This is a genomic window from Cupriavidus sp. MPR-AND1C, assembly GCF_058809705.1.
Map to the genome: position 1 here is coordinate 13022 of NZ_JBXASU010000077.1, position 22097 is coordinate 35118.

The 22097-nt window shown below is 68.2% G+C and carries 18 protein-coding genes; 7 read left to right on the top strand and 11 right to left on the bottom strand.

What is annotated here, in order from left to right; genetic code table 11:
• Nucleotides 1–106: 106 nt before the first annotated feature.
• Both AC1RWI_RS29420 and AC1RWI_RS29425 read left to right on the top strand, forming a co-directional pair.
• Nucleotides 107–844: a TetR/AcrR family transcriptional regulator gene (locus AC1RWI_RS29420; protein WP_492870080.1), complete on the top strand. Its 738-nt coding sequence runs from the start codon at nt 107–109 to the stop codon at nt 842–844.
• A gap of 154 nt (nt 845–998) precedes the next feature.
• The gene (locus AC1RWI_RS29425; RefSeq protein WP_492870081.1) at nt 999–4097 is read left to right on the top strand and encodes an efflux RND transporter permease subunit; all 3099 of its coding nucleotides are present in this window, start codon (nt 999–1001) and stop codon (nt 4095–4097) included.
• A gap of 231 nt (nt 4098–4328) precedes the next feature.
• On the opposite strand, the gene AC1RWI_RS29430 is transcribed toward AC1RWI_RS29425, so the two are convergent.
• The 8 genes from AC1RWI_RS29430 to AC1RWI_RS29465 all read right to left on the bottom strand — a co-directional run bounded on the left by AC1RWI_RS29430 (nt 4329) and on the right by AC1RWI_RS29465 (nt 10194).
• Nucleotides 4329–4682, bottom strand: coding sequence for a hypothetical protein (locus AC1RWI_RS29430; protein WP_043350615.1), 354 nt, complete (start codon nt 4680–4682; stop codon nt 4329–4331).
• Between the two features lie 446 nt (nt 4683–5128).
• The gene (gene rnk / locus AC1RWI_RS29435) at nt 5129–5548 is read right to left on the bottom strand and encodes a nucleoside diphosphate kinase regulator (protein WP_043350617.1); all 420 of its coding nucleotides are present in this window, start codon (nt 5546–5548) and stop codon (nt 5129–5131) included.
• Nucleotides 5549–6083: 535 nt separating this feature from the next.
• Complete coding sequence (locus AC1RWI_RS29440) at nt 6084–6524, bottom strand: Cd(II)/Pb(II)-responsive transcriptional regulator (protein WP_174425810.1); 441 nt, start codon at nt 6522–6524, stop codon at nt 6084–6086.
• A 100-nt stretch (nt 6525–6624) separates the two neighbouring features.
• Nucleotides 6625–7002, bottom strand: a complete 378-nt coding sequence (speD, locus tag AC1RWI_RS29445) for an adenosylmethionine decarboxylase (protein WP_492870082.1) — start codon at nt 7000–7002, stop codon at nt 6625–6627.
• A 10-nt stretch (nt 7003–7012) separates the two neighbouring features.
• Entirely contained in the window at nt 7013–7180 is a 168-nt protein-coding gene (locus tag AC1RWI_RS29450) for a hypothetical protein (RefSeq protein WP_158001334.1), read from the bottom strand.
• 6 nt (nt 7181–7186) lie between these two features.
• Nucleotides 7187–8707, bottom strand: coding sequence for a DUF4178 domain-containing protein (locus AC1RWI_RS29455; protein ID WP_492870083.1), 1521 nt, complete (start codon nt 8705–8707; stop codon nt 7187–7189).
• A gap of 21 nt (nt 8708–8728) precedes the next feature.
• A complete protein-coding gene (locus AC1RWI_RS29460; RefSeq protein WP_043350629.1) occupies nt 8729–9763 on the bottom strand; it encodes an SPFH domain-containing protein in 1035 nt (344 codons plus the stop codon).
• Nucleotides 9764–9807: 44 nt separating this feature from the next.
• Entirely contained in the window at nt 9808–10194 is a 387-nt protein-coding gene (locus tag AC1RWI_RS29465; RefSeq protein WP_043350632.1) for a DUF350 domain-containing protein, read from the bottom strand.
• A gap of 219 nt (nt 10195–10413) precedes the next feature.
• On the opposite strand from AC1RWI_RS29465, the gene AC1RWI_RS29470 reads away from it, so the two are divergent.
• The 4 genes from AC1RWI_RS29470 to htpX all read left to right on the top strand — a co-directional run bounded on the left by AC1RWI_RS29470 (nt 10414) and on the right by htpX (nt 15277).
• Nucleotides 10414–11994 carry a polyamine aminopropyltransferase gene (locus AC1RWI_RS29470; RefSeq protein ID WP_269083400.1) on the top strand — a complete coding sequence of 527 codons (1581 nt, stop codon included), beginning with the start codon at nt 10414–10416 and terminating at the stop codon, nt 11992–11994.
• A gap of 27 nt (nt 11995–12021) precedes the next feature.
• Entirely contained in the window at nt 12022–13740 is a 1719-nt protein-coding gene (locus AC1RWI_RS29475) for an NAD(P)-binding protein (protein WP_043350640.1), read from the top strand.
• A 71-nt stretch (nt 13741–13811) separates the two neighbouring features.
• The gene (locus tag AC1RWI_RS29480; RefSeq protein ID WP_236701940.1) at nt 13812–14234 is read left to right on the top strand and encodes a hypothetical protein; all 423 of its coding nucleotides are present in this window, start codon (nt 13812–13814) and stop codon (nt 14232–14234) included.
• Between the two features lie 164 nt (nt 14235–14398).
• Nucleotides 14399–15277 carry a protease HtpX gene (gene htpX / locus AC1RWI_RS29485; RefSeq protein ID WP_492870084.1) on the top strand — a complete coding sequence of 293 codons (879 nt, stop codon included), beginning with the start codon at nt 14399–14401 and terminating at the stop codon, nt 15275–15277.
• Here the strand turns inward: htpX and AC1RWI_RS29490 are convergent.
• From AC1RWI_RS29490 to AC1RWI_RS29500, 3 genes are all read right to left on the bottom strand, one after another.
• Nucleotides 15267–16295 (bottom strand): GlxA family transcriptional regulator, encoded by a 1029-nt coding sequence (locus tag AC1RWI_RS29490; protein WP_492870085.1) that lies wholly within the window; start codon nt 16293–16295, stop codon nt 15267–15269. The genes htpX and AC1RWI_RS29490 overlap by 11 nt on opposite strands.
• A gap of 77 nt (nt 16296–16372) precedes the next feature.
• Nucleotides 16373–17587, bottom strand: a complete 1215-nt coding sequence (locus AC1RWI_RS29495; RefSeq protein WP_492870086.1) for an MFS transporter — start codon at nt 17585–17587, stop codon at nt 16373–16375.
• 122 nt (nt 17588–17709) lie between these two features.
• A complete protein-coding gene (locus AC1RWI_RS29500; RefSeq protein ID WP_492870087.1) occupies nt 17710–21006 on the bottom strand; it encodes a bifunctional cytochrome P450/NADPH--P450 reductase in 3297 nt (1098 codons plus the stop codon).
• A 293-nt stretch (nt 21007–21299) separates the two neighbouring features.
• On the opposite strand from AC1RWI_RS29500, the gene AC1RWI_RS29505 reads away from it, so the two are divergent.
• The gene (locus AC1RWI_RS29505; RefSeq protein WP_043350655.1) at nt 21300–21965 is read left to right on the top strand and encodes a TetR family transcriptional regulator; all 666 of its coding nucleotides are present in this window, start codon (nt 21300–21302) and stop codon (nt 21963–21965) included.
• Nucleotides 21966–22097 lie beyond the last annotated feature (132 nt).

Consider the following 22097-nt stretch of genomic DNA (forward strand, 5'->3'; position numbering starts at 1 on the left):
GCGCCGGCGCTCCGGGCAGCGCCCCCTCGCTGGTGGGGCACTTATTTGTGCTGAATTCGCCATGTAAACGTTGTTTACAAAGTGAGCGGTGTTTATAATCGCGGCCATGTCCGCCACCCGCCCAGCACAATCCAGCCCGTCGGCCCCGCCCGCAAACGTACCCGCCACGCCGGTTGCCGCGCGTGCCGGCGCGCCCATTGCGCCCATTGCGCGGGTCAGCGGTGCCGAGTTGCGGCGCGAAAGTGTGCGCGAAGCCTTTTTCAATGCGGCCCGCGCGTTGTTTGCCGAGGCGGGATTCAGCGGCGTCACGTTGCGCCGCATCGGCGAGCGCTGCGGCTATAGCGCGGCCGCCATCTACCGGCATTTCGAAGACAAGACCGCACTGCTGTTCGAGCTGTGCGCGCAGGACTGGGTACGCCTCGCGGCGGCCCTGGCCGACGCGCGTGCCGCCGCGGGCACGCCGGCCCTGGCGTTGCCGGCCGTGCTCGATGCCTATGTGGCATGGGCCCTGGCCAACCGCCACAGCTATCACCTGATGATGATGATGGGCCTGCCGGCCGACGCCGAGCGCGCGATCGACCTGCGCTGGGGCGAGCGTTTCCCGGAAGATCCCGTGAACGCGGTGCTGATGGCCTGCGTGCATGACCAGCAAGCCACCGCGCTGATCGATTCGATGTACGACCCCGGCGATGTCACCAACGCGCTGTGGACTGCCGTGCACGGGCTGGCCGCGCTCGAAATCACGTTCGAGCACCTGCCCCACGAGGACTGGCAGCCGCTGGCGCATCGGCAGCAGGTGCTGCTCGCCGCGCTGCTGCGCGGCTTCTCCCAACCGTCCCGCTAGAGCGACGGCCAGACACACTTCCCCCACAGCGTTTGTGCCACGCTGCCCGGCGCGTTTGCCCGCTCGCATCTCGCGGTGCCAGCGCGCCGGATCCGTTCCACCGCGCCGGCGCGGCGGCTAGCTGCCGCGCCGGCGCAAAACAATCCAATGTGCCATGGCGTCCTTTTTTCTTCGCCGGCCCGCGTTCGCGTGGGTGATTGCCATCCTCACCATGGTGGCGGGCCTGATCGCCCTCACCCGCATTCCGATCGCCCAGTATCCGGCGGTGGCGCCGCCCACCGTGATCGTCTACGCGGACTATGCCGGCGCGTCGGCGCGTACCGTGGAAGATGCGGTGACCGCAGTGCTGGAGCAGCAGATGCACGGCATTCCCGGGCTGCTGTACCTGGATGCCAGCAGCGAGGGCGGCGCCGCCACCATCACGCTGGGCTTTCGCCAGGGCACCGATGCGCAGCTGGCGCAGGTCAACGTGCGCAACCGCGTCATGCAAGCCGAGCCGCTTTTGCCGGAGGCGGTGCGCCGCGGCGGCATCTTCGTGGACCAGGCCGGCAGCAGCCCCTTCATGTATGTCTCGCTGGTGTCGCAGAACAGCCAGCTCGACGAAACCGCGCTCGGCGATTTTGCCGCCGCTTCGGTGCTGCCGATGCTGCGCCGCCTGCCCGGCATCGGCAAGGCGGAACCCTACGGTGCCGAGTACGCACTGCGCATCTGGTTCGACCCTGACAAGCTCAACGCCTACGGCCTCACGGCCGCGGACGTCGAGCAGGCCATCAAGGCGCGCAACGGCGACGTCACCCCGGGCCAGCTCGGCGGTGCGCCGGCGGTGCCGGGCCAGCCCTACCAGGCGCTGGTGCGCCCGCCGCGGCCGCTCGCCGAGCCGGAGGCCTTCGGCCAGATCGTGGTGCGCGCCGGGGGCGACGCCTCGCTGGTACGGCTGCGCGACGTGGCGCGGGTGGAGCTGGGCGCCAGCGACTACCGCTACAGCTCGCGCCACGACGGCCAGGTGGCAGCCTCGATCGGCCTCAAGCTGGCAGACGGCGCCAACGTGCTGGCCACCTCGCGCGCGGTGCGCGCCGCGCTCGACGAAGCCGCGCGCGGCTGCCCCACGGGCATGCGTTACGAGATCTCATCCGACAGCGCGCAGTTCGTCGAACGCTCGATCTGGCGCGTGCTGACCACGCTGGGCGAAGCCACGGCGCTGGTCTTCCTGATCCTCTACCTGTTCCTCGGCAACCTGCGCGCCACGCTGATCCCGGTGATCGTGGTGCCGGTTTCGCTGCTTGGCACGGTCGCCTGCCTGTACGCGTTGGGCCTGTCTCTCAACGTGATCACGCTGTTTGGCGTGGTGCTGGCGATCGGCATCCTGGTCGACGACGCCATCGTGGTGGTAGAGAACGTCGAGCGGATCATGCGCGAAGATGGCGTCCACGCCATGGCGGCGGCGACCCGCTCGATGCGCGAAGTGTCCGGCGCGCTGGTGGGTGTCACGCTGGTGCTGTGCGCGGTGTTCGTGCCGATGGCCTTCCTGGGCAGTGCGGTGGGCGTGATCTACCGGCACTTCGCCATCACGCTGGCGATCTCCATCGCCTTCTCGCTGTTCTTCGCGCTTTCGCTGGCGCCGGCCATGTGCGCCAGCCTGCTGCGCCATGCCCCGCATCCGCAGCGCGGCCCGCTGGCCTGGTTCGAGCGCGGCTTCACGGCGCTCACCGCACGCTATGCCGGCTGGGTACTGGCGCTGCAGCGGCGCCGCCCGCGCTGGCTGGGCATCTACCTGGCGCTGGCGGTGGCCGGCGGCGTGCTGATGTGGCAGATCCCCGCCGGCTTCCTGCCAGAGGAGGACACCGGCGAACTGGTGATCGACATGGAACTGCCCGCGGGGGCCACACAGGCGCAGACGCGCGCCACCGTGGCGGCGCTGGAGGCATGGCTGAAAGCCGGCAAGTATCCCGTGCGCTCGACCTTCGCCGTGCTGGGCTGGAGCAATTCCGGCAACGGCGAGCAGCGCGCCAGCATGTACCTGGCGCTGCGGGACTGGTCGGAGCGCGGCGCCGGCGAACGCGCGGACGCCGTGCTGGCCAGGCTCCAGGCCGGGCTGCAAGCGTGGCCCGGGCGCGGACAGGCGCAGCTGTACGCGTATAACGGCGCGGCCCTGCCTGAGCTGGGCAGCACCGGCGGGCTCGACATGCGGCTGGTGGCGCAGGCCGGCTCCGGGCGCGAAGCGCTGTTTGCCGCGCGCGACAGGCTGCTTGCCGCCGTCAAGGATGAGCCGTCGCTGGGCGAGGTGCGCGCCACCACTGGCGAGCCGGCGCCGGCGCTGGACCTGCACATCGACTACGAGCGCGCGCGCAGCTTTGGCGTGGAGCCGGAGGCGATCCACCATGCGCTGTCGGCCACGCTGGGCTCGCGCTATATCGACGAAGTCGCGCGCGAAGGCCGTATCCGCCGGGTGATCCTGCAAGCGGATGCGCCTTACCGCATGGACCCGGCCAAGCTGTCCCGCGTGCATGTGCGCAATGCCAGCGGTGGCATGGTGTCGCTGGGCGCCTTCGCCGAACTGGCCTGGGGCAAGGGCGAAGCGACGCTGGAGCGGTTCAACGGGCTCACCTCGGTGCGCATCAACGCCGAAGTGGCGCCGGGCCACAGCACCGGCACAGCCATGGAACGCCTCACGGCCAGGGTGCGTGAGCTGGGCGGCGCCTACGACGTGCGCTGGACCGGACGCGCCTTCGAGCAGCAGCAAAGCGGCACGCAGGCGCCGTGGCTGTTCGCCTTGTCGATGTTGTTCATCTTCTTGTGCCTGGTGGCGCTCTATGAAAACTGGACCTTGCCGCTGGCAGTGCTGCTGATCGTGCCGGCGGGCCTCGTTGGCGCGCTGGTGGCGATCTGGCTGCGCGGCATGCCGAACGACGTCTACTTCAAGGTGGGCGGCGTGGTGATCATGGGGCTGGCGGCCAAGAACGCCATCCTGGTGGTGGAATACGCCGAGCAGTTGCGCCGCGGCGGCATGGACCTGCTGGAAGCCGCCGGCCAGGCCGCCCGCCAGCGGCTGCGCCCGGTGGTGATGACCTCGCTGGCCTTTGTCCTGGGCGTGGTGCCGCTGGCGATCAGTACCGGCCCGGGTGCGGCCGCGCAGCGCGCGGTCGGCACCGGGGTGCTGGGCGGCATGCTGGGCGCCACCGTGATCGGCTCGCTGGCGGTGCCGCTGCTCTATGTCTTGATCGGGCGCAGGCGTGCCGGGCGCGAACGGGAATGACAAGGCGCGCGCCGGTCAGCGGCGTTCGGGATAGTCGGGGCGGGGATCTTGCGAGACTGGCGGAGGAAAAACGAGAGGCAGCTAGTGCGGGGAGCGGCGGGTAAAAATCACCCACCCGGCGGGAGAGAGAAGGAGGAGGAGGTCAGCCGGGCAGGTGGGAGATAAAACGGGGAACAACAGTGATACCCAGGCGGCCACCAAGGTGGCCGTCAGATACCACGGGGGTCGGTTTCAGACCCGGTAGCCGTACAGCGAGCCGTCGCCGCCGCGCGAGTTGTCCAGCGAACTGGCTGCGATGTCGCCACTGAAAGCGGCACGGGCACCATCGGTGAACGTGTCGAACTTGCCTGCCTTGGCACCGTCGGTGAACGTGTCGAACTTGCCTGCCTTGGCGCCGTCGGTGAACGTATCGAACTTGCTGGCCTTGGCGCCGTCGGTGAACGTATCAAACTTGCCGGCGCGCAACGCGTCGGCGTACACGTCGAACTTGCCGACCTTGCTGTTGGCGGGCGCTGCCAGTGCCACGGCCGACGAGGCCACCATCAGCACGGCGAGAGCGCCGCCGAGGATGCGTTTGGCATTCATTTGGGACTCCTTCAACTGATTGTGTCGTTCTTGCTTTTAATTTTCTGTACTAGCTGCCCCGGCAAATCTATGTTGCGCTGCAGGCACGGACTGAAGATTAGTGGCTTGGCGGGCAAGGAGAAATACCACTGCGACGAATGGTGCGTTGCGAGTCGTGAAACGCTGGAAAGTCGGACGAACGGCGCGGATTGGACGCCCAATGGCGTGACGGGAGGGCTTGCGAGGGGGCGCGGCGGGTGGCCAAAGCGATGCTTGATGGCCCGCCAGCCCAGGCCGCAGGCCGGTCCGCGGGCGAACAGCTTGCTGGCGGGCCAGCGTTTTGCGGGATGGGCGGCGCCGATGAGCGCGCGCCAGGGCGCCACGACCGGCGCCCGGAATCAGCCTTGAATCGGCCTGAACGTACCCAAAAGTGCCGGATAAGCTTTTGACCAGGCCTTGACCAGGCCTTATACGGTGTACTGGCCGTTGGCCTCAGGCTGGAAAGACAGCTCCACCACGGTGACGCTCTGCTCACGTCCGTCCGGCAGGCGGTAGCTCACGGTCTGCCCGGCGCGCGCGCCCAGCAGCACACGGCCGATCGGCGACAGTACCGACAGGCGGCCTTCCTCGAAATCGGCGGTATCCGGATAGACCAGCGTCCAGCGGCGCGGCGTGGCCTCGCCCTCCAGCGCACACAGCAGGCTGGAGTTCATGGTGACCACATCCTTGGGAATCGCCTCGGCCGGCACGATGGCCGCGCGCTCGAGGATGCTGTCGAGCATTTCGGCCAGCGGCGCGGCGCCGGCGCGGCCCGCGATGCGCTCCAGACGGGTCACGTCGAGCTCGGTCAGGTAAAGGGTCGGTTGTTGTTTGGACGATGCCGTCATGATGAATCCTCGCTAAGTGGCGATGCGGCGACCCGGAACGGGCTGGAGCGATCCGTCGGGGATCGGCTCCTGGCGTTGCCAGGTCATGAAACAAGGTGGGCCGTTACCGGCGGTCAGTACCGGCGGGAAAACCGCGAACAGGGAGTGACTCGGCCCGGTTCAGCGTCTGCCTGCGTGGGGGGGGGAACGTCAGGCTGGGAACCGGGCAGGATCAAGCGGTACGCTGATCCGGCGGCAGGCAATCGCCTGTTTGGCTTGCGCGCGCGGCGCCTGGACTGCGTGCGCGGTCGCGCCAGCCTGCCCGACAGGGGCAAGCTCGACAGCAATCGGCGACAGGCAGCAAGGCGTCATTGGGTGCGGCAGCAATTGGAATGGAAAATCGGGAAAGCGCGCCATGCGGCGAAACTGACGAGAGCAATGGCTCACTCAAAGGCTTCGTCGCGGGCTCGGCCCGCCGCTTTTTCACCAGCTTGGTGCGCGGCAGGTAAAGGGATCGTAGCATAGCCGGTACCTTTCAGGCACCGGGGCGCAACCCTTACGCGTGGCTCTGCGGATGCGGATGGCACTCGCAGGCGGCGCCGGCGGCGGCTTGCTGCAGGTTCTGCAGGATGCCGCATTCGCTGGCCGGATGGGGCTGGTCGCAAGTATGGCGAAGTGCCCGCAACTGCCCTTCCAGCGCCTCCAGCGCCACGCGCTGGGCGTGGATCTGCTCGATCTGGCGATCCAGCAGGCTGTTGATATCGTCGCAGGCCAGGGTCGGATCGCGCTCGAAGTCGCGCAGCCGGCGCACGTCGGACAGGCTCATGCCAAGGGAGCGGCAGTGGCGCACGAAGTTCAGCTGCAGCAGATGGCCGTCGCCGTAGCGGCGATAACCGTTGTCCTCGCGCTGGGGCGCGTCGAGCAGGCCTTCGCGCTCGTAATAGCGGATGGTTTCCACGTCGCAACTGCTGTGCTTTGCAAGCTCACCGATACGCATGCCGACTCCAGGTCACTCCCGACCGCACCAAATACCCCGTAGTAATTACGGGGTTAGCTGGCAGTGTAGACCATCGCGGCAAGCCTTGCCAGCTTCGCGCTCAGCCAGGCACCGGGCCCCGCGCCTGGTCGCGCAGCGTAAGCGTGCGCGGCACGAAGGCCGCGCGCATCACCTCCACCGCCAGCTCTGGCCGGGCGGCGCCGCACATGAACACATCCACGGCGGCAAAGCCGTACTCGGGCCAGGTATGGATGCTGATATGCGACTCCTTGAGCAGCAGCACCCCGGTTACGCCCAGCCCCGGCCCGAAGTGCCGGAAGCGCGCATCGACCACGGTGGCGCCGGCGGCCTGCGCCGCCCGGTAAAGCACGCGCTCGACCAGTGCGGCATCGGCCAGCAGATCGCTCGCCACGCCTTGCAGGTCGGCAAGCAGGTGGTGGCCGAGCACGGCCGGACAAGGCAGGGCTGGCGCGTTCATGGCCGCCGGCTCATTTGTGGCCGCCGCCGGAGGACCAGCCGCTGGAGCCGGAGGAACCGCCGCTCCAGCCACGCGAGCTTGCGTATCCGGACGAGCCGGAGCCGGTGGATTCGCCGATGTTGAAGAAGGTCGTGCCGAACAGCACGATGATGCCGTAGACGAGATAAAGCAGGCGCACGCTGACTCAATCCTTTCCGGCCCAGCGCTGGACCAGCCAGATCGGCGCCCAAAGCAGCAGGAAGCCGATGACGATAGTGAACCAACCCCGATCAGTGACGAGCGCCACCGGGACATTGAGGATGGCGAGGAGGATGGCGTAGACCTTGGCGCTCTTGCGGCAAAAGGCGAGGTCGGCGCTATTGCCCGCAGCCGATGCGCGCGCTGCCTGCGGCGCGCGGGCGGCCTCGGCCAGCCCCGGGCTGGACTTGAACCACTGCGCCAGCTGCGCGCGCGCCACGGTGGTGGACAAAGTCCAGACGATCTCCGTGCCGGAGGTCTCGCGCGTGAGCCGGCGCGCCGGCTTGCCGAATTCGGTCAGGCGCGTGGTGTCGCCCACCTTGACGCGCCAGTTGAAGGTGCCGGCCGCGTACAGCACCTCGCTTTCGTAGTCGTAGCCCTGCTGGAACGTCTGGCCCTGGTAGCTTGCGGACGTGCCGGAGACCATGCGCGGCCAGGTATCCAGCACCTCGACCCGGTCCCAGCCGCTGTCCTGCTCGACCAGCCACATCAGGCCACGCTGCTCGTTGAACAGCAGATACTCGACCCAGGTGGAGGCTTCTTCCTCGTCGTTGTCGGTGCACTGCATCAGGCCCAGCACCGTGTACGGTTTGCCGTCGATGTTGCCAATGTCGCCCGGTGCCAGGCTGGTCTTGAGCGCATCGAGCTCACGCTGCTTTTCCAGCACGAGAGCCGTGGAGGTGGAGCAGTCGATCTCGCTGTGGCAGCTCGGGCAGACCACGAAGCTGGCCACGCCCGCGCGGTAGGCGATCGGGCCGCCGCAGCCGGGGCAGGCCAGCGGCACGGCCTTGCCGCGGTAGCGGTCGGCGGTGCCGGCGATCTGGCCGGCCTCGCGCAGCAGCTGGCATTTGAGCTGGTCGAGCGTGACCGCTTGGCCGGTGTAGATGGCGGGCGGATCGCCATCGGCGTAGTCGAGCGTGAGGAAACGGCCTTCGTCGCGGAAGTCCGCAACCTGCGCGGTCCAGCCAGCGCCTACCGCGAACGGCAGCTCGCCCTGCCCGCCGGTGCAGCGCGCGCTGCGCACGTCGCTGGCCAGGTAGCGATGCTTGTCGAAGTACAGGGGTGTGCCGGGCGTGAGCTGGTCATGGCGCGGCAGCGCCACGCCGTTGAGCTGCGCGGCGGATTGCTCGGCCGTGACGCGTCGGGTCAGCATGTACTGGCCGGAGGCATCCGCTAGCCAGCCGTCGCTGCCGTCGTCGAACAACAGGTACCACTCGTTCCACAGGCCGGAGTCGTAGCGCAGCTGGATGCGGCCGACCAGGGTGAAGCCCTGCCCGTCCCACTGGCCCGAGGTGTGGATCTGCAGCGGCGTGTAGTCCTCCAGCACGGCGGACATCTTGCCGATGTCCTTGACCGTGTCGGCGTCCTTGAGCAGCGTGCTGTGGCAAAACTCGCACACCACCATCACCGCGGCAGACGAGCGGAAGGCCGCCGGCGCGCCGCAGCTTGGGCAGTTGATTTCTTGCATGCTTAAGGGATAAGGGCGCGCTCAGCCTATCAGTTTCTTGAGGATCTCGGCCTTGGCGGTGTCGAACTCCGCCTGGGAGATCAGGCTCTTGTCGAGCAGGTCCTTGAGCTTTTGCAGGCGTGCGGCGGGATCGTCGGCGGGCGCGGCCACTGCGGGCGCGGCCGCTGCCGCGGCGGGTGCGGCAGGCTGGACCCCGGCGGCGGCGCCAAGCCCGCCCGCCATCGCCTGGCCCATCACCGCGCCGGCCGCCAGGCTGGCGCCAAGGCCGGCCACGCCGCCCTCGTTCTGCGCGGCCAGCGGGATCGAGGTGGCGACCTGGTACTGCGTGAACTTCGCCATATCGCCCATCATGCCCATGGAGATACGGGTGTCGATGGCCTTTTGCAGCTCTTCCGGCAGCGACACATTGGTCACCGCGAAGTTATCCAGCGCCACGCCATAGCGCTCGAACTCCGGCGCCAGCTTGTCGCGGATGGTCTGCGACATCAGCGCCTGGTTCGCGGCCATGTCCAGGAAGGGTACCGAGGCGCCGCCCAGCGTGGCGGTCATGGTGGCGATCAACAGGTTGCGCAGCTGCTCTTCCACCTCGTCGCGAGTGTACTCGGCGCGCGTGCCGCTGATCTCGGTATAGAACCTGGCGGCGTCGGCCACCTTGTACGAATACAGGCCGAAGGCGCGCAGCCGCACCATGCCGAAATCGGCGTCGCGGATGGTAATCGGCTGGGCGGTGCCCCACTTGCGGCCGATCTGCAAGCGCGTGCTGAAGAAGTACACATCCGACTTGAAGGGCGACTCGAACAGCTTGTCCCAGTTCTTCAGGTAGGTGAGCACAGGCAGCGTTTGCGTGGTGAGTTTGTGCATGCCGGGCCCGAACACGTCGGCGATCTTGCCTTCGTTGACGAACACCGCCATCTGCGACTCGCGCACGGTCAGGCTGCCACCGTACTGGATTTCCATATCCTCCATCGGATAGCGCCAGGCCAGTACGCCGTCCGTGTCCTCCGTCCACTGGAGGATGTCGATAAACTGCTTCTTGATGAACGATCCGATGCTCATGGCAATCCCCAGGTTCTCAGCGTTGTTCCAGCACGATCAGGAAGTCAGGACAGGCAGGCGGCATTGATCAAGCCGACCGTCACTGAAATAGCGCCCATCAGGCCGCCCATGCCGATATTGTTCGATTCGATCGCCGCATCCATGTCGGGCAGCGCGCGCGCCAGGCCCGCGTAGGCCAGCGCCTGCACCAGCATCGCCCCCACCGACCACACCAGGAACATCAGGAAGGTGTCGTTGTGCTGGATGCTGGACGACAGCGTAAAGCAAAAACCGATCATCGCCCCCGACAGCGAAAGCGCTGCCGCGAGGTTGCCCTGGCGGATCAGCGCGAACTCGCGAAACGGCGTGATCCTGGTGTAGACTCCGACGAACACCGCCAGCAGGGCAAGGCCGGCCAGCAGGTGCAGCACGTAGGCGTAGATGGCTTGCATCCTGGTTGATCTCCTGCTTGTTCCACGACGGTGTTCCGGGCTGCCGCAACAGCAACAGTAAGCGAGTCGTGAATCGTGAATCGTGAAGCCGTATTGGCGACATCAGCATTGTTGGCAGTTGGCGCCCAAGTATATCCGTTGTCCATTTCGGTTCATCACAACTTTTTGCAGTTTGCCAGGCGTGCGCGCATCGCGCGGCGGCTCGCCTGAGCGCCACGCCTGCCCTTTCCAGCGTCCTTCCCGGCTTCCCTCCCGGCTTCCTCTCCGACCCCCGATTCCCTAGCCCCGATGCGCGACCGTACCCTTGTTCTTTCGGTGTTGATCGTGGCGTCCTGCGGGCTCGGCTACGAGCTGATCGCAGGCGCCCTGTCCAGCTACCTGCTGGGCGACTCCATCCTCCAGTTCTCCTCCATCATCGGCTGCTACCTGTTCGCCATGGGCGTGGGCTCGTGGCTGTCGCGCTATGTGAAGGATGAGGACGTGCTGGCGCGCTTCATCGATATCGAGATCCTGATCGGCCTGCTCGGCGGCATCTCCGCGGCACTCCTGTTCGTGGTGTTTGCCTGGCTGTCCGCGCCCTTTCGCACCGCGCTCTACGCCATGGTGTTCGTGCTCGGCGTGCTGGTAGGCATGGAGATCCCGCTGGTCATGCGGGTGCTCAACACGCGCCGCACCGCCTTCAGCGAATTGGTCAGCCGCGTGCTGACGTTCGACTACCTTGGCGCGCTGGCCGTCTCGCTGGTGTTCCCGCTAGTGCTGGCGCCGCGCCTGGGGCTGTCGCGCACCGGCTTTTTGTTCGGCATGCTCAATGCGGGCGTGGCGCTCGTCACCATCCACATCTTCCGCGACGAACTCAAGCCGGTGATGTCGCGCATGCTGCGCGCCTCGCTGGTGCTGGTGCTGCTAGCGGGTGGCTTCCTGGCCTCGGGGCGGCTGACCCACTGGGCCGAGCGCGGCATGTTTGGCGACGAGATCATCCATAGCGAAAGCACGCCGTACCAGCGCCTGGTGATCACGCGCTGGAAGGACGACATGCGCCTCTATATCAACGGCAACCTGCAGTTCTCCTCGCGCGACGAGCACCGCTACCACGAGGCGCTGGTGCATCCCGTGCTGCAGGCACTGCCGTGGGCGCGCCGCGTGCTGGTGATCGGCGGCGGCGACGGACTGGCCGTGCGCGAGATCCTCAAGCACAAGAACATCGAACACGTGACGCTGGTCGACCTCGACCCCGCCATGACCACGCTGTTCTCGCGCAGCGAGCCGCTGGTGGCGCTGAACCAGGGCTCGCTCAAGGACGCGCGCGTGCAGGTGGTCAATGCGGATGCCGCGCAATGGATGGAGCAGCACAACGAGATGTTCGACGCCATCATCGTCGACCTGCCCGACCCGTCCAACTTCGGCCTGGGCAAGCTGTACTCGGTGCCGATGTACAAGCTGATGTCGCACCATCTCGCGGAGAAGGGCTATGCCGTGGTGCAGTCCACCTCGCCGTATTTTGCGCCGCGCTCGTTCTGGGATATCGACGCCACGCTGCGCGAGGCGGGCCTGCATACCTGGCCCTACCACGCCTATGTGCCGTCCTTCGGCGAATGGGGCTTCATCCTTGCGGGCAAGCGCGACGACTACACGCCGCCCACGCGCTACACCGTGCCGCTCAAATTCCTCGACGCCGACAGCACCGCGCTGATGTTCCGCTTCCCGGCCGACATGGCGCCGCGCGAGGCGCGTGCCAACCGGCTCAACGAGCAGTCGCTGGTGCATGACTTTGAGCAGGACTGGCGCAATGTCATTCGCTGATCCGCATCACCCGCAACCGGAACTGGCATGGACCGCCGCCGCTTCCTGATCGCCGGCGCTGGCGCGAGCGGCCTGGGCTTGCTGTCCGGCTGCGATCGCCTGGGCGACGATACCAGGCGCTTCCTGGCCGGCGTCGGCCTGCGCGAGCCCATGCCCGTGGTGCTGCGCCCCGGCATGGCCGAAGGCCACGCGCTGCGCGATGCCGCCAGTTGGCCGTCGACCGTTTCCGCACAGGACGAGATCGTGACCGATGTTGCCATCCTCGGCGGCGGCGTGGCCGGGCTCAGCGCCGCGTGGCAGCTGGCGCGCGGCGGCCTGAAGGACTTCCTGCTGGTGGATGGCCCGGAGTTCGGCGGCAACGCGGCGGCCGGAAGTTTCGGCGGCGACCTGGCCTTCCCGCGGGGCGCGCACTATCTGCCCCTGCCCTCGCCCGAGTCCACGCACATCCGCGAGATGCTGGCCGACACCGGCGTGATCCAGCGCGACCCGTTCGCCGCGCGGCCCGAGTTCGACGAACGCGCGCTGGTGCATGCGCCTGACGAGCGCCTGTTCTTCGCCGGCAAGTGGCACGACGGCCTGCTGCCTAGCGACGCTGCGCCGGAGCAGGAAGCGGCGCAGCACGCGCGCTTTCTCGCGCGCGTCGAGCAGCTCAAGAGCGCGCGTGGCAGCGACGGCCGCAAGGCCTTTGCCATCCCGCTGGCGCTGGCCTCGCAAGACCCGGCCTGGACCCGGCTCGACCAGCAGAGCATGCGGCAGTGGATGCTGACCGAAGGCTTTACCGCGCCCACCCTGCACACCTATGTGGACTACTGCTGCCGCGACGATTACGGCGCGGGGCACGAGCTGATCTCGGCCTGGGCCGGCCTGTACTACTTCGCCAGCCGCGCGGGCCATGCAAGCGATGCGGCCGACGGCGCCGTGCTGACCTGGCCGGATGGATTGCACGCGCTGGTGACGCGGCTCTCGGCGCGCATCGATGCGCACCGCGGCGTCAAACCTGGCGCCCAGCCCTGGCGCCGTCCCGGCATGGCGCTGCAAGTGCAGGAGCAGGGCCGTGGGGTGTCGGTGCTGTGCGCCTGGTGGCCGGATGGCGTTGGCGCCCGTCCCCCGCGCATCTACCGCATCCGCGCGCGCCGCGTGATCTGCGCCATGCCCCTGCATGTGGCCGCCCGTGTGGCGCCGCTGCGCGAATTCGGCTTCGACCCGGCGCGCCACCTGCCGCCCACCGCGTCCTGGCTGGTGTCCAGCTTCCGCCTGCAGGGCTTCCCGCCGGAAGCGCCGGGCGTGCCGCTGGCGTGGGACAACGTGGTGCATGGCGGACGCGGGCTGGGCTATGTGGTGAGTACCCATCAACTGATCCGGCAGGCAAAGCCAGCAGCCACGGTCTTTACCGCGTACTGTCCGCTGGACTTTGCGGCCAGCCCCGGCGCGGCGCCGCGCTCGCTCGCCGACACCCGCCGCTGGCTGGCCGAGGCCAGCGCCGCCGAGCTGATGGACTATGCCACCACCGATCTGCGCACGGTCTACGGGCGCGCCTTCTGGCGCCACGCGGACGCGGTGGAAATCACGGTGCGCGGGCACGCCATGGCCTCGCCGCGCACGGGCTTTCTGGGCAATGCCGGTGCCGCGGCCCTGCGCGCGGCCGATGGCCGCATCCTGTTTGCCCATGCGGACCTGTCCGGCGTGTCGGTGTTCGAGGAAGCGGCCTGGTGGGGTACGCGCGCCGCGCGGAATATCCTGGGTTGAGCGCCGCGCAGTGACGCTTTCGCCATAACATGCCACGGCGCCGCATCCTGTAGAATTCCTTGCTCGATTTCGTGTCGAACCCCCTGACACGCGATCCCAACCCCGATTTTTTTGTGCGCGCAATCCGCTTCCTGCTGCTGCTCCTGATGCTTGCCGTCATGCCCTTCCAAAGCTGGGCAGGCGCGCGCACGTGCGCAGTGGGCAACACGGTGCAGGCGGATTCGTGCAGCACCTTGGCACAAGATGCCGCTGTGGCCACCGCAGGCGATGCGGCCCATGCTGCCGCCATCGATGCCAGCGCAGCCCCGGGCTCCGCTGACGTTGGCGACGCCAAGGATCCGTCGCAGCCCGGCGCCGACCTTGCCGAATCCCTGTTGCCGGCCTCGCCCCCGCGCTTTGCCGCAGGGCTTGCCCGCAGCGCAGCGCCCGCGCACCGCGCGGGCGTCATGTCCGACCCCGACCTCCCCCTTCAGCAGCGCCCTCCCAGCGCCTGAGTCACTCCCGCGCGCGTGCGCTGGCCTTGCGTGCGCTCGTAGTCAGGTTCCCGGTTTTCCTGTCGTTAGTCTCCTGCACGCGGCGCGCCTGGCCTGGCGCTGCGCGTGCTTGCGATGCGCGCCCCTGTTTTCACCATGGCATTGATCACTTCCTCACACAAAACATGAAACGCGTCCTGCTCTTCCTGGCGACCAACCTCGCCGTCATGCTTGTCCTCAGCTTCACCGCCAGCTTGCTGGGCGTGAACCGCTTCCTCACCGGCAACGGCCTCAACCTCGGCATGCTGCTGGCATTCGCCGCGTTGATGGGCTTCGGTGGTTCCTTCATCTCGCTGCTGATGTCCAAGACCATCGCCAAGTGGTCGACCGGCGCGCAAGTCATCACCCAGCCCGGCAACGGCACCGAAGTCTGGCTGGTGCAGACCGTGCAGAAGCTGGCCGACCGCGCCGGCCTGCCGATGCCTGAAGTCGCCATCTATGAAGGCGAAGCCAATGCGTTCGCCACCGGAGCGACCAGGAAAAGCTCGCTGGTAGCCGTTTCCACCGGCTTGCTGCAAACCATGTCGCACGACGAAGTGGAGGCCGTGCTCGCGCACGAAGTCGCCCACATCGCCAATGGCGACATGGTCACGCTCACGCTGATCCAGGGGGTGGTCAACACCTTCGTGATCTTCCTGGCGCGCGTGGTGGGCTACTTCGTGGATTCGATGCTGCGCAAGAACGATGAGGAATCGAGCGGCCCCGGCATCGGCTACATGATCACGGTGGTGGTATGCGAGATCGTGTTCGGCATCCTGGCCAGCATCATCGTGGCCACCTTCTCGCGCCATCGCGAATACCGTGCCGATGCCGGCGCGGCCAAGCTCATGGGCAGCCCCACGCCGATGGTGGCGGCGCTGCGCCGGCTGGGCGGCCTGGACTCCGAAGGCTTGCCGCAGAACATGCAGGCGATGGGCATTGCCGGTGGCAAGTCGTGGCTGTCGCTGTTCTCCAGCCACCCGCCGATCGAGCAGCGCATTGCCGCGTTGCAAGCTAAGGCCTGAGGCCCTTGCCGGACTCCTCCGGCCTTGCCCGGAACGCTGCCCGATAGCGTTCCGGGGTGGTTTGCACATGCCGCTGGAACGCCTGGCGCATCACGTCGGCATTGGCAAATCCAGTCGCACGGGCGATGCCATCCAGGCGTCGCCCATCTTCCTCCAGCATCCTGCGCACCGCTTCCACACGTAGCCGCTCCACGTAGCGCGCCGGCGTCTCGCCGACCTGCCGCGCGAAGTTGCGCGGGCTCATCGCCACGCGCTCGGCCAGCACCTGCACCGACAGGTCGCGCGCCAGGTGCTCCGCCATCCAGGCCTGCAATTCACGCAACTCCGGGCTTTGCGCGCTCTGGGCCTGCAGCAGCGTGGAGAACTGTGCCTGGCTGCCGGGACGGCGCAGGAACAGCACCAGCTCGCGCGCCACGGCCAGCGAAGCAGCATGGCCGAGATCGTCCTCCACCAAGGCCAGCGCCAGGTCCATGCCGGCGGTCACGCCGGCCGAGGTGTACAGATCGCCCGCGCGGATCCAGATCGGGTCCGGGTCCACCTGTACCAGCGGATGGCGTTGCGCCCGCCGCGCGGCGTGGCGCCAGTGCGTGGTGGCGCGATGGCGGTCCAGCAGCCCGGTGCGCGCCAGCACGAACGCGCCGGTGCAGACCGCGCCGAGGCGGCGCACGCGTGGTGCCTGCGTACGGATCCAGGCGATCAGGCGCGCGTCGTCGGCTGCCGCGGCGTGGCCTGAGCCGCCGGCGATCAGCAAGGTGTCGATCGGCCCGGGCAGCATGTCGCCGATGCGATGATACGGCGCGTCGGCCAGCAGCCGGATCCCGCTTTCGGTGCACACCAGGCCGTCGTCGCGCACGCTGGCAATGCGGATGTCGTAGGCCGGCGAGGCCCGGCCGGGGAGCCGGTTGGCATGGCCGAAGACCGCGCTGGGCCCGGTCACGTCGAGTTCCTGCGCGGGGTCCGGCGCGACGAGCACGACGATGCGCGGCGGATCATTCGGCAAGGGATGGCTGGCAGGCATGGACGGTGACCCAGGGCGAGAGTGTGAGTGCGCGAGTGCGCGAGCGCGGTTAGCGCCGATCATACTGGTGCCGGCGCTTATCCGGCCAGCACCGCCGCGCGCGGCATGCTGCGCTGCCAGCCTAGCGTGACCAGCAGCGCCACCGCCAGCGCTGGCAGCACGGCGAGGTTGACGGCCTGCCAGCCATAGCGGTAAAGCACCTGCCCGGCCGCGAGCGTGGCCAGCGCGGTCAGCGCGGCGGCGCAGAATTCGGCCAACGCCTGGGTCCGCGCGCGCTCGGCGGGCCGGTAGCTTTCCGCCAGCAGCGTGGTGCCGCCGACAAACATGAAATTCCAGCCAATGCCAAGGCATAACAAGGCGACATAAAAGGCAGGCAACGCCGTCGAGGCCAGGGCCACGAGCGAACCCATTGCAGCGAGCGCGATGCCGCACATCAGCATCGGCCCGCGCTCGAAGCGCTGCAGCAGCCAGCCGGAGAAGAAGGACGGCGCGTACATGCCCACCAGATGCCACTCGATGATCTGCGCGCCCTGCGTGATGGTATGGCTGCACGCCACTGCGGCAATCGGCGTGGCGGTCATCACGAACATCATCACCGCGTTGCCGATGCCGTTGTTGGCAAACGCCGCCAGGAATACCGGCTGGCGCGCGATCTCGGCGAGCGGGCGTGCGGGCAACGCCGCGGCGCCGTGATCGGCCGCCACCGCGCCTGCGTGCGCCTTTGGCTCGCGGTAGCCAAGCGCCAGCAGCAAGACCGTGGCCATGCCGAACATCGCGACCACCGCATACGATCCGGCAAAGGGCTGCGCCACCATCAGGTCGCTGCTCCACGCGGCGATGGCGGGCCCGCACACGGCAGCCACCACGCCGCCGGTAAGCACGGTGGAAATGGCGCGCGGCTTATCCACAGGCGCGGCGGCGTCCGCCGCGGCCAGCCGGTAAAAGCGCGCGAACGCCTGGAACACGCCGACCAGCGCCGTACCGACGCAGAACGCCACGAAGTCATGGTGTGAGATGGCCCACACCGACACCAGCCCGCCCGCGCAGCACGCGAGCCCGCCGAGCGAAAAAGCGATGCGGCGCCCCAGCCGCTCAATGAGAAAGGCGGCCGCGATGGCGGTGAGCGCCGACGCCACCGTGATCAGCGCGAACGGCAGCGTGGCCAGCGCCTTGTCGGGCGCGAGCGTGTAGCCGACCAGCCCGGTCAGGGTCAGGTCGACCGACAGCGCCGAAGTAAACAGGGCCTGGCAGATTGCCAGGACCCGGGCTTGGGACATTGCGGGACGTGCCATCGGGCGCTCCGGTAAGGAAGAGACGGGGATGGCACCGAGCGTACGAAAAGCGCGAGCTTGGCGGCTGACAATGATCCGCAGAATCCTGCCAACCGGCTACTGGCTACCGGCTCCTGGCTGGGTTAGTTGAACACGTCCTGGCGGTAACGTCCCTGCGCCACCATGCCCGCCAGCCAGTCGGAGGCCGCGGCCTCGCTCATGCCGCCCTGCTGCGCCGCGATCTCGATCAGCGTGCGCCGCACCGCCGGCGCCATCTGCCGGCCATCGCCGCACACATAGATCGTGGCGCCGTCCTGCAGCATCGCCCAAATGGCCTGGCGATCGCGCCATAGCAGATGCTGCACATAGCGCTGGTCCGCAGCGGGGGTAGTGGAGTAAGCCGCATGCGCCTGCACCACGCCCTCGGCCTGCCAGCGCGCGACGTCATCGCGATAGAGCCAGTCATGCCCGGGATGGCGGCAGCCGTAATAAAACTGGCTGGCGGCTACCGCCCGTCCGGCGGCCTTCTGCGCTGCGCGCTCTTCCAGGAAGCCGCGGAACGGCGCGATGCCCGTGCCTGGCCCGACCAGGATCATCGGCCGCGCCGGATCGGGATCGGGCGCGAAGGCCGGGTTGGGCGTGCGGATCGCTGCCGCCACCACGGCGCCCGGCGCGAGTCCTTGCAGCCAGGTGGACGCCACGCCACGGAACATGCCTCGCCCCGAGAGCGCGGGCGACCACACGGTGCCAACCGTGATCGTCGCCACGTCCGGTGAGGCCAGGGGCGACGAAGCGATGGAATAGAAGCGCGGGCGCATCGGCACCGTGCAAGCCAGCAGGCCCGGCAGCGTGAGCGCGATGGCGGGGTGGCTGACCAGCACATCCACCAGCCCCAGCCGCTGCGACGCCACGCGCGCCGCGTAGCCCTCTTGCGCGTGGTCCGAGCCGAGCCGCTCCAGCGCCGCGCGAGTGAACGGGCAACGTGTGTATTGCAGCAGCGTGCGCAGCGTCTGGCGCGACACCACATCTTGCAGCTCGATGAAATGCGTCAGCAGCTCGCGCAGGGGCAATGCCTCGTCCAGTGGCAGCCCGCGCGCGGTGCAGCCAGGCGCGGCGGACAGCGTCACCATGGCGTCGGGATCGAGATCGAGCCGCTCGCACAGGTCCCGCACGGTGGCGGGATGGTTCCGTGGATACACCGCAAGATGATCGCCGGTCGCGTAGCTTGCGCCTTCCGGCAGGCGCAGCTGGATGTCGCGCGTGGCGGTGCGCGGCGCTTCCAGCGCGAAGTCCCACAGGCCCGCCGGATCGTTCACCAGCTCCGTGTTGGCCAGCACCGTGAAGGCTTGCGCCGACGGCGGCAGCGTGCTGGCACGGATGGTGGCGATATCGCGCAGCCGCACCTCGATCTGGCTGGCGCCCGCCGCATCCGGTGCCGCGCCCTGCTCCACGCGCAGCGCCTGCAGCGATTGCCACAGCGCGGCGAGCCACGACTCCGCAGCCTGGTCGAAGTCGCCATTGCCATCCGCCTCGCCGCGCGCGAGCAAAGGCGCCGCGCCAGCCGCGCTGAAGAAGTCGTGCAGCCGCTTGGGGAATGCCTGGTACGTGGCCCATTGCGAATTGCCGCAGCCTAGCAATGCAAAGCGCAGGCCTTGCGCGCGGTAGCCGCCAGCATCGCCGCTATCGAGCATCGCTTCGAAACGTCGCGCTGAATCGGGTGCGCGCCCGTTGTAGGTCGCCGCCACGATCACGGCGAGCCCATCGGTGGGCAGCGCGCCCACGGCTTCGTCCAGGTCGCGCAGCGTGGCGGCAAAGCCGGCCGCCAGCGCGCCGGCGTGGATCTGCTCGGCCAGCTCGCGCGCGGTGCCCAGGCTGGAGCCGCACAGCACGGCAAGGGGCTGGCCATTGCCGCGCACCGCCGGGGGTTGCGACTGCACGCTGGCGGCGCCGGGCGCGGGCGCGGCGGCGATGCGCTCATGCGCCCGGCGCCGCCGTGCACGCAGCGTGAACGCATCCGGCTTCAGGGTCAGCGTTTCCTTGATGCGGAACTGGTAGTCGTGCGGATCGCTGAACTGGAAGTTGCGCAGCATCAGGGCCAGCGCGAGCTTGGCTTCGGTCAGCGCGAACTGGCGGCCGATGCACGCGCGCTCGCCATTGCCGAACGGCTTGTAGGCGTGGGGATGGATCCCGGCCTCGTTCTCGGGCAGGAAGCGGTCGATGTCGAAGGTCTCCGGATCGGCCCACACTTTCGGGTCGCGGTGCAGCGCGGTGAGCACCACCGAGACGCGCCGATCCTTGCGGATCAGGTAGCGCCCGCCGATCACCGTGTCCTCGAACGGGGCCACCGCAAAGGCGGGCGCCGTGGGCCACAGGCGCAGCGTTTCCTTGAGCACGCGGTCAATCACCTGCAGCTTCGCCAGGTCGGCATAGACCGGCTGCGCGTCGCCCGGCAGCACCGCGTCCACCTCGGCATAGGCTTGCGCGAGCACGCCGGGATGGCGCAGCAGCTCATATAGCGCGAACGTGAGCAGGCCACTGGTGGTCTCGTGCCCCGCGATCAGGAAGGTGATGACCTGGTTGCGGATGTTCACGTCGTCCAGGCGCTGGTCGGTCTCGGGGTCGCGCGCCTCCAGCATCAGGTTGAGCAGGTCGTGCGCGGGCGGCTGCCCGGCGTGATTGCCGGCCGCGGCGCGGCGCTGGCGCACCACGTCGTCCACCAGCTCTCGCATGTACTGGATATCGTCGGCGAACTTGCGGTGCGCCTTGTGCATGAACTTGTCCTGCAGCGCAAAGCGCGTGAGCTTGCCCATGGCCTCCTCGAGCGCGCCGACCATGGCGTCGATAAAGGGATGGAGCTGCTCGCGCGAGAATGAATCGAAGTCATAGCCGAAGCCTGACAGCGCAATGGTGTCCAGCGTGAGCCGGGTCATGTCGTCGGCGATCGGGATGTCGGTGTCGGCGCCCTGGCGGTCCCACTTGTCGACCAGCCGGTTGGCCACGCGCAGCATCACGTCGAAGTAGCCCTTCATCGCACGCTGGCTGAAGGCGGGCATCAAGATGCGGTGAGCACGGCCCCAGTTCTCTTCCTCGGCGTGCGCGGTGAACAGGCCGTCGCCAGCCAGGTCGCGCAGGTAAGACAGCGGCGGCCCGACGATCTTGCGAAAGTGCTGCCCATCCGACAGCTCGCCCACCAGCGCGGCGTCGCTCACGAACGCCACCCGGCGCCCGGCGAAATCCAGTTCGAAAATGCCGTCGAACGCACGGCTGCGCGCCAGCAGGTGCTGCCCGACCTTGCCCGGCGTGACCTGCAGCAGGTTGCCGACCAGCGGCCAGCCCGGGTCGCGCGGGATGGGTTCGAGCGAGCGTGCGGGCTGCGCCGCCGGAATGGTCGCCGAGGTTGCTGCCGGAGCGGCGGATGCGGGAGTGGAGGCGCGCTGCATGTTCAGGTCACCAGATGGTAGTCGGCGGGCGAAACGCCAGGGTTGGGCCAAGGGGCTCGGGCGCCGCCTTGTGTCTCTTGTTCGATTTTCTGTTTTCTGCCGGGTGCATGGCGTACATGGCTATTCCTGCAAGTCGACGTAGACAACCGTCTACTTTTGCAGCAAAGTAGACGAATGTAGACCGAGTGTCAATTCCAAACCGGATTCGCCCAAGCCGGCATATTCAAGCCGGCATATTCAAGCCGGCATATTCAAGCCGGCATGTCCCGGCCCTAACTTTTTTGCCCGACACCATGGAAGACGTTGCCGGCGGCAAACGCAAACTGATCGACGCGGCGCTGCGCCTGGCCGCAGCCAGGCGCAGCTTCGCCGGCCTCGGCCTGCGTGAATTGGCGCGCGAAGCGGGGCTGAACCCCAACACCTTCTATCGCCACTTCCGCGACATGGAAGACCTGGCGCTGACCGCCGTGGCCGAGGTCGGCAACGAACTGCGGCCCATGCTGCGCGCGGTGCGCTGGGCGGTAGCGCAGGACAACCCCGGCGAGGTCGCCACCCGCGCCTGCGACGCCTTCTTCGCCTACGCTGATGCCCACCCCGACGCCTTCTTTGTCGGCGTGTGCGGCAGCACCGGCCCGCAGCCGGCGCTGCGCGAAGCGGTGCGCCAGGTGCTGGCGGATATCGCCGGCGAGATGGCGGAAGACATCGAGAGGCTGGAGCTCAGCCCGGGCCTGTCGCGCCCCATCATCGACGACCTCTGCGGCTACGTGGTGTCCTACCTGTTCCACCTGTCGACGGACTATCTCGAAGATAGCGCCAAGGGACGCCGCCTGCGCATCCAGCAGTCCAAGCAGCTGATCAGCTGGCTGCTGCGCGGCGCGGCCGAACAGCAGCGGGCGCAGGATCAGCCCGCGCCCGTACCTGCGCGCAAGCGCAAGCCAACGGAGCGCCGGCCGCACTGAGCGCCTGCCCTGCCGGGTTTCCTCGGTACTTTCCCTGAGCCAGCCGCGCAACGGCGGGAAAGCTGGATGAAGGCTTGCCATGCCTACGATGCAAGGGCTGCTCTCATGGCCGGGACACGCGTCCCGCCCGCG

Bases quoted from the DNA above. Each gene is read 5' to 3' on its own strand.
- AC1RWI_RS29475 (WP_043350640.1), top strand. From the start codon at position 12,022: ATGGACCGCCGCCGCTTCCTGATCGCCGGCGCTGGCGCGAGCGGCCTG.
- AC1RWI_RS29430 (WP_043350615.1), bottom strand. From the start codon at position 4,682: ATGAATGCCAAACGCATCCTCGGCGGCGCTCTCGCCGTGCTGATGGTG.
- AC1RWI_RS29495 (WP_492870086.1), bottom strand. From the start codon at position 17,587: ATGGCACGTCCCGCAATGTCCCAAGCCCGGGTCCTGGCAATCTGCCAG.
- AC1RWI_RS29465 (WP_043350632.1), bottom strand. From the start codon at position 10,194: ATGCAAGCCATCTACGCCTACGTGCTGCACCTGCTGGCCGGCCTTGCC.
- AC1RWI_RS29500 (WP_492870087.1), bottom strand. From the start codon at position 21,006: ATGCAGCGCGCCTCCACTCCCGCATCCGCCGCTCCGGCAGCAACCTCG.
- rnk (WP_043350617.1), bottom strand. From the start codon at position 5,548: ATGACGGCATCGTCCAAACAACAACCGACCCTTTACCTGACCGAGCTC.
- htpX (WP_492870084.1), top strand. From the start codon at position 14,399: ATGAAACGCGTCCTGCTCTTCCTGGCGACCAACCTCGCCGTCATGCTT.
- AC1RWI_RS29440 (WP_174425810.1), bottom strand. From the start codon at position 6,524: ATGCGTATCGGTGAGCTTGCAAAGCACAGCAGTTGCGACGTGGAAACC.
- AC1RWI_RS29425 (WP_492870081.1), top strand. From the start codon at position 999: ATGGCGTCCTTTTTTCTTCGCCGGCCCGCGTTCGCGTGGGTGATTGCC.
- AC1RWI_RS29490 (WP_492870085.1), bottom strand. From the start codon at position 16,295: ATGCCTGCCAGCCATCCCTTGCCGAATGATCCGCCGCGCATCGTCGTG.
- AC1RWI_RS29455 (WP_492870083.1), bottom strand. From the start codon at position 8,707: ATGCAAGAAATCAACTGCCCAAGCTGCGGCGCGCCGGCGGCCTTCCGC.
- AC1RWI_RS29505 (WP_043350655.1), top strand. From the start codon at position 21,300: ATGGAAGACGTTGCCGGCGGCAAACGCAAACTGATCGACGCGGCGCTG.
- AC1RWI_RS29460 (WP_043350629.1), bottom strand. From the start codon at position 9,763: ATGAGCATCGGATCGTTCATCAAGAAGCAGTTTATCGACATCCTCCAG.
- AC1RWI_RS29420 (WP_492870080.1), top strand. From the start codon at position 107: ATGTCCGCCACCCGCCCAGCACAATCCAGCCCGTCGGCCCCGCCCGCA.
- speD (WP_492870082.1), bottom strand. From the start codon at position 7,002: ATGAACGCGCCAGCCCTGCCTTGTCCGGCCGTGCTCGGCCACCACCTG.